Genomic DNA, 7,172 nt, shown 5'->3' on the forward strand with positions numbered 1-7,172 from the left:
TCATGCCCAAGCAGAATCAGTATCTGGTACTTAACAACATTTCGAAATCTTTCGGCAGCTTCCACGCATTGCGCGACATCAACCTCTCCATCGCGGAAGGCGAGTTTGTCTGTTTCCTGGGCCCGTCCGGCTGTGGCAAGACCACGCTGCTGCGCATCATCGCAGGCCTGGAAAGCCAAAATCAGGGGCGCATCAGTCAAGCCGGAAAAGATATTTCATGGCTGCCGCCGATCAAGCGCGACTATGGCATCGTGTTTCAGTCCTACGCACTGTTCCCTAACCTGACCATTGCAGACAATGTCGCCTATGGACTGGTTAACCGTGGCCAGTCGCGGGCTAGCACCAAGACGCGGGTCGAAGAATTACTGACGCTGGCCGGCTTGCCGACCAGCGGCAACAAATTTCCGGGGCAACTATCCGGCGGCCAGCAACAGAGAATCGCGCTTGCACGCGCACTGGCCACTTCACCCGGCCTGTTGTTGCTGGACGAGCCGTTATCGGCGTTGGACGCACTTGAGCGGGTTCGCCTGCGTGGTGAAATCCGACAATTGCAGCAACGACTTGGCGTCACCACCATCATGGTCACGCATGACCAGGAAGAAGCGCTGACGATGGCCGACCGCATCGTCGTCATGAATCAAGGCGAGATCGAGCAAATCGGAACGCCGCAGCAAGTCTACCTGCAGCCGGGGTCGCCGTTCGTCGCCTCCTTTGTCGGCAAGGTCAATATCCTGCGCGGCACCTCGCTCGGGGACGGCCGCTTCCGCATAGGGAATTTGAATTTTCACTGGGAGTCTAGCGTCGAGCATATTCCCGCCGGTGCGCCGGTCAAGGTGTATTTGCGGCCCGAAGATTTCGTCGCCCGCGATGCCGAGAACCGGACACACAACAACGCCATGGCAGAGGTTCTCAAAATCGAATTCCTGGGCGCCTTCAGTTATCTGACGGTGGCATTCGAAGGCATGCAGCAACAACCGGTGGTGACCTCCATGTCGCTTAACCTGTTAAAAGAGTTGCGCCTGAGCGTCGGCAGCAAAGTGTTGTTTGGATTGCTGCCCGAACGGATCCGCATCTATCGCGATCAGGATGCCGAACCGCTCGTCATGCCAAAACCAGCGCTTGCGGAGGCCGCATGAGCAGATCTGCCAACGTGTTGCCGTTATCGGTCACAACGACAACGGCAACATCAAACCTCAAATCGGTCAAAGCCAAGGGCCGTCAGCAAAGTCATTGGCATGACCGCATCGGCCACTTGCTATTGCTCTGCGTTTGCATAGGGCTGGCAGTGTTTCTGCTGATGCCGGTGATGATGATCCTGGTCCAAAGTGTCCAGAACAAGGCGGGCGCATTTGTCGGATTACGCCAATTCAGCGATTACATGGCGACTCCGGCATTGCGGCGATCGGTGTTCAATACGTTGACCATTTCGATCTCGGTGACGGCGCTGGTGATCCCGGCGGCCTTCACTTTCGCCTATGCGCTGACGCGCAGCATGATGCCGCTCAAGCGCATGTTTCGCACTCTTTCGCTGATCCCGATCCTGGCGCCGTCGCTGTTGGCGGCAATTTCATTCGTGCAATGGTTCGGTACTCAAGGCGTACTCAAAGGCATGCTTTTCGGCGCTTCCATTTACGGCCCGATCGGTATCATCATCAGCGAATGTTATGCCGTGTTTCCGCATGCGTTGATGATCTTGATTACCGCGCTGACATTGGCGGACGGCCGCTTGTACGAGGTCGCGGAATCGCTCGGCACCAGTCGCCTCCGCAAGTTCTGGACCATCACCCTGCCAGGCGCCAAGTACGGCTTGATTAGTGCGATGCTGGTGGTGTTCACTTTCACCGTCAACGATTTCGGCGTACCGAAAGTCATCGGCGGCGATTACAGCGTCCTGGCAATGGACGTCTATCAGCTAGTGATCGGCCAGCAGGATTTCAACAAAGGCGCCGTAGTCAGCTTGCTGCTGCTGTTGCCGGCGCTGATGGCGTTCGCGATCGACTTCACCATACGGCGCAAGCTGCAGTCCCAGCTGTCGGCGCGCGCGGTACCGTACGTACCGAAGCGACATCGGGTTTTCGACACCCTGATGTTCTGCTTTTGCAGCATCATCTGTGCGTTGCTGCTAGCGGTATTGGGCATGGCGGTGTACACCTCTTTCATCAAGCTATGGCCTTACGACCTGACGCCGGTATGGGATCACTATTACTTCGGCCTGTTCCAGGACGGCATCCTGGAGTCGTATTTCAATAGCCTGAGACTGGCCGCCTATGTGGTCACCGGCGGCATCGTGCTGATTTTCGGTAGTGCCTACCTGGTTGAAAAAACCCGCGGCATGAATGGCGCGCGCCCGATCATCCGCTTACTGGCGATGCTGCCGATGGGCGTGCCGGGATTGGTGCTGGGACTGGGTTACATCATGTTTTTCAACCATCCCGCCAATCCGCTCAACTTCCTGTATCGCAGCATGGCGATCCTGGTGTTGTCGACGGTGGTGCATTACTTTACGTCCAGCTACCTGACCGCGGTCACTGCCTTGAAGGCGATCGACAACGAGTTCGAAGCGGTATCAGCCTCGCTCAAAGTGCCGTTCTACAAAACCTTCCTGCGCGTCACCGTGCCAGTCTGCCTGCCGGCGGTGCTGGATATCGGCCGCTACCTGTTCATCAACGCGATGACCACCATTTCCGCGGTCGTGTTTCTGTACTCGCCTGACACGACACTAGCTTCGGTAGCGATACTGAATCTGGAAGCGGAGGGAAAAATCGGTCCGGCGGCGGCGATGGGAACACTGATCGTGCTGACCTCTTCCGTCGTCGTTCTCCTGTATGCGCTGACCACCCGTGTATTACTGAAAAAGGCGCAGCGCTGGCGCAGCACCGTTTGAGCTGGTTGTCACTATCAGCTTTGGATGTGTAACTTCACCTGTTTAAAACTAAAGGAAATATCATGAGCCTAGTTAGCCGGGATCCAGTCCTTCTTACCCCAGGACCACTGACCACCTCGATCGCCACCAAGACCGCCATGCTGCGTGACTGGGGCTCCTGGGACGCCTCGTTCAACGCCATCACCGCTGAAGTCCGCAAGCACTTGCTGGATATCGCCAATGCGCACGAGCACCACGTCTGCGTGCCGATGCAAGGCAGCGGCACGTTCTCGATCGAAGCGGCCGTCAATACACTGCTGCCACGCGATGGCCACATGCTGGTGCTGATCAACGGCGCTTACGGCAAGCGCATGGCCAAACTGGTGGACATGATGGGACGCAAGGTATCGGTATTTGAAACGCCGGAAGACATACCGACCACCGCGGCCGATGTCGAACGCCTGTTGAGCGGCGACCGCAGCATCACGCACGTCGGCCTGATCCATTGCGAAACAAGTACCGGCATTCTGAATCCGCTGCGCGAGATTGCCGAAGTGGTCGCTCGTCATAAACGCAGCCTGATCATCGACGCCATGAGCTCGTTCGGCGCGCTCGCCGTCGATGCTGCTACAGTGCCGTTTGATGCATTGATTGCCGCCAGCGGGAAATGCATTGAGGGACCACCGGGAATGGGCTTTGTACTGGTTCGCAAAAGTGTGCTGGAAAAAGCTGCCGGCAACTCGACGTCGTTATCGCTGGATCTGTACGATCAGTGGGCGTACATGGAGAAAACCACGCAGTGGCGTTTCACGCCGCCAACCCATATTGTGGCGGCATTCCACCAGGCATTGCTCCAGTTTGTCGCTGAAGGCGGGCAGCCTGCCCGTCTGGCCCGCTATCAGGAAAATTACGAAGCACTGATGACCGGCATGCAGGAACTCGGACTAAAGTCTTTTCTCGATCCGAAAATCCAGGCGCCGATCATCGTGACGATCCATGCGCCTGACAGCGGGAAATATGAGTTCAAGCGTTTCTACAATCTGGTGCGCGACAAGGGATTCGTGCTGTATCCAGGCAAGCTGACACAGGCGGAAACCTTCCGCGTCGGCTGTATCGGTGCGATTGGCGCAGATGAAATGCGGCAGGCGGTACACGCCATCGCCGACGCGTTGCGGGAGATGGGGATTGCGAGCAAGGGCAAGCCTGAAAAACGTCTTGCGCCGGAACTTGCTGTCAGTCCTGCATAAAAAAAAGTCGGATTCGGCCGTGCCGGGACTTGATATCGGCACGGCGCGATCGACCCGATTGCTCTTTTTCCACTATTCAAGCCCGGAAAGAATGTGCGATTTGTGCCTACACCCCATTCAAAGGAGGTTAGAAAATGCAGACCACATCCGACAATCCGCGGCGCAATTTTGCGGGGCAAGCGGCGCCGCTTTTAGGCATACCCTACCAAATTCATATAGCCCACGCATTTGATGTTGATGAGCACGCCCGCAATTTGACCGACTGGACGCAAAGTTATGACCAGATTACATCTGGCCAATTTCACGGGGTTCTATCCGAGCTGCTACTGCCACAGATGCAAGTGTTTCTTGAGGAAACCAACCAGGCTGTGCGTCGATCCTGTTGTGTTCGGCCTGATGCCTTCTGGTTCGGCCTTCCGGCAAATGCAAATAAGGCGCGTATCAATGGGCGCTTGTGCGACGCCGGTACGATCATGGTACGACCGGGTAATCTGGAATTCGAGCTGGTGACTCCTGCCGATTACGCCATCTATGGATTGGTTATCCAGCGCAATGCCGTGATGCATGTCGCCGACCAGATAGGTTGCAGGGTCGACTATACGCAGCTGATCAAGGCTGAAGTGTTGCATGTGACAGAACTATCAAAGATGGTTTTTCAGCGGACGCTGGCAGATATGCTGGCTATGAGTGATGCATGCCGTGAGCCTAATCCCGTCTTCAGCCTTGCACTTTCACAGCAAGCCGTGACAATGGCACTCCTATCCATACTTGATAGCGGCAAAATAGACAATAGCATCAGTAACTGTTTCATACGACGCCAACGCATTGTTTCGCAGGCCCGTGAATATATGCTGGCACACCGGGAACAGGCGATTATAGTGCCGCAACTTTGCGAACACCTGCACGTCAGCCCTCGCTCGCTACAGTATTGTTTCGAAGATATTCTCGGAATCAGTCCGATACAGTATCTGCGTATCATTCGTTTCAACGGAGCACGCAGGCACCTGCGGGAAAATTTATCGGACAAGCATACGGTGCAGGACGTCGCTGCGGATTGGGGATTCTGGCATCTCAGTCAATTTTCTTATGACTACCGAAAATTATTCGGGGAAAGTCCATCCGAATCATTGCGGAAGCGCCTGACTTAGCATAGCGCTTTCATGTAGCAGTTGTGCAAAGGCTTCGAAGTTCAGATGGTCCAAGCCAAACCTATTCGTTTTCCAGTTATAAAAAGCCGGTTCGTAAATTTCAATCTTCTTGCAAGCATCTTCAACTGGCGCTCCCAGACCATTCATGGTGGCGGATTCGCGCAACAAAGCTGGCCGCCTTTGATTTTTTTGCCGAAATTCGATAACGCAAAAAAACAAGGCGACGCTATCTTTGATCAGCCCAAATTGCAACGCCCGCCAAAAAATCGTATGCGGCGGATTATAAAAATACTGCGGGCTTATCACCGTGTTCCAGTTGGTTTTTTTGTAGTTCCTTGTTTTTAAGTTTTTTAATTATTCTAATAAATGGGAGAAATACATGAAGAAGATGTTTTTGGTTGCAAGTATGTTGAGTGGCATTTCCGGTATGGCACAAGCACAAACCAACGTCACAATTTATGGCCTTATTGATTTGGGGGTGAACTACACCAACAATGTCGGCGGAAAAAGTCTGGTTCAAATGGAGAGCGGCGACGTACAAGGTAGCCGTCTGGGCTTTAAAGGTAGCGAAGACCTGGGCGGTGGCCTGAGTGCTGTGTTCAAGCTTGAAAACGGCTTTAAGGCAGATACCGGCAAGCTGGGTCAAGGCGGTTTGTTTTTCGGTCGTCAGGCATTCGTAGGTTTGTCGAGTGCGACTGCCGGCACGGTCACAATGGGGCGTCAGTATGACTCCGTGGTCGACTTCGTCGGCCCGGTGACTGCGAATGGCGGCTGGTCTGGCTATTTGTTCTCGCATCCACTGGATAACGACAATACCGACAACTCGTTCCGCGTCAATAATTCGGTCAAGTACACCAGCCCGAATTTCTCCGGCGTTACGTTCGGTGGCTTGTACGGCTTCGGTGAAACAGCCGGCAATGCGGGCAACAACCGTACCTACAGCCTGGGTGCGAGCTATGTCAACGGCCCATTGACCGCTGGTCTGGCGTACATGAATCTGAACCATACCGGCACGACCACGAGCGGTTCTATTACGCCATCTGACGCCACCTTCCTGGCCGACAAGCAAAAAATCTTTGGCGCTGGCATTAACTACACAATTGGTGCAGCGATACTCGGGTTCGCGTATACCAACACCAACCTGACCAATCCAACTGGTGAGAATGGTTACATCAGCTCGTTTGCACCAGCCGTTGGCACATTGAATTCGCTCAAGTTCAACAACTACGAAATCAATGCCAGGTATCAAATCAACCCGGCGTTTAACGTCGGTGCGATGTACACCTACACGCAAGGCAAGTTCGATGCAACGGCGGGCAACGTCAAACCGAAATGGTCGACGTTGGGTCTGATGGCTGACTACATCTTGTCCAAGCGGACTGACATTTACCTGCAAGGCATTTATCAGAAAGTCGGCGGCGATCTGACAGGAACGTCACTTGATCGTGCCTACATCCCTGGTGCGAACGACAGTTCGAGCAATGACAAGCAAGTGCTCTTCCGCGTAGCAATGCGTCACAAGTTCTAAGCAGCATCCGGGTACTGTTGACTGTCGCGCCGCTTGAGCCCGGCGCGACGATTGGCAATATCCTGTAACTTTACCGATCAGTGGCAGTAGCGAGACGTCCCTGGGTAACTCCAGATTTTGCCCATTCGATTTGAATGGGCTTTTTTTATTTTATCGGGAACGTGCATACCCGCGTGCGCGGGGATGACATATTTTGAGGGGATGAGTCTGAAGTCAGCGTTGACTTATGGCGGGGCGGACATCGGAATTACGGGGTCATCCCCATACGCGCTAACCAAACTTTCCTCCTCTGAATTGATCCTGCTGATAATGACGTTTCTTTCGCGAAGGTTCTCGCAGTAAATTGCGCATTTCTGTCCATTGCTCAAGGCAAGCAAACAACGACA

General features: G+C 54.3%; 6 protein-coding genes. All 6 read left to right on the plus strand.

Annotation, left to right across the window (positions count from 1 at the left end):
• Positions 1 to 2 precede the first annotated feature (2 nt).
• On the plus strand, positions 3 to 1,136 hold the full coding sequence (locus KHU29_RS20935; RefSeq protein WP_211455266.1) for a putative 2-aminoethylphosphonate ABC transporter ATP-binding protein: 1,134 nt from the start codon (positions 3 to 5) through the stop codon (positions 1,134 to 1,136).
• The gene (locus tag KHU29_RS20940; protein WP_211455267.1) at positions 1,133 to 2,884 is read left to right on the plus strand and encodes a putative 2-aminoethylphosphonate ABC transporter permease subunit; all 1,752 of its coding nucleotides are present in this window, start codon (positions 1,133 to 1,135) and stop codon (positions 2,882 to 2,884) included. The genes KHU29_RS20935 and KHU29_RS20940 overlap by 4 nt, the downstream gene beginning before the upstream one ends.
• Positions 2,885 to 2,946: 62 nt before the next feature.
• Positions 2,947 to 4,110 (plus strand): 2-aminoethylphosphonate--pyruvate transaminase, encoded by a 1,164-nt coding sequence (locus tag KHU29_RS20945; RefSeq protein WP_211455268.1) that lies wholly within the window; start codon positions 2,947 to 2,949, stop codon positions 4,108 to 4,110.
• Between the two features lie 134 nt (positions 4,111 to 4,244).
• Positions 4,245 to 5,258 (plus strand): helix-turn-helix domain-containing protein, encoded by a 1,014-nt coding sequence (locus tag KHU29_RS20950; RefSeq protein ID WP_211455269.1) that lies wholly within the window; start codon positions 4,245 to 4,247, stop codon positions 5,256 to 5,258.
• A 45-nt stretch (positions 5,259 to 5,303) separates the two neighbouring features.
• Positions 5,304 to 5,603: a hypothetical protein gene (locus KHU29_RS20955; RefSeq protein ID WP_211455270.1), complete on the plus strand. Its 300-nt coding sequence runs from the start codon at positions 5,304 to 5,306 to the stop codon at positions 5,601 to 5,603.
• Between the two features lie 34 nt (positions 5,604 to 5,637).
• Positions 5,638 to 6,786 (plus strand): porin, encoded by a 1,149-nt coding sequence (locus KHU29_RS20960; RefSeq protein ID WP_211455271.1) that lies wholly within the window; start codon positions 5,638 to 5,640, stop codon positions 6,784 to 6,786.
• Positions 6,787 to 7,172 lie beyond the last annotated feature (386 nt).

Source organism: Collimonas antrihumi (assembly GCF_018304965.1).
In the GTDB taxonomy this organism is placed as follows: Bacteria; Pseudomonadota; Gammaproteobacteria; order Burkholderiales; family Burkholderiaceae_D; genus Collimonas; species Collimonas antrihumi.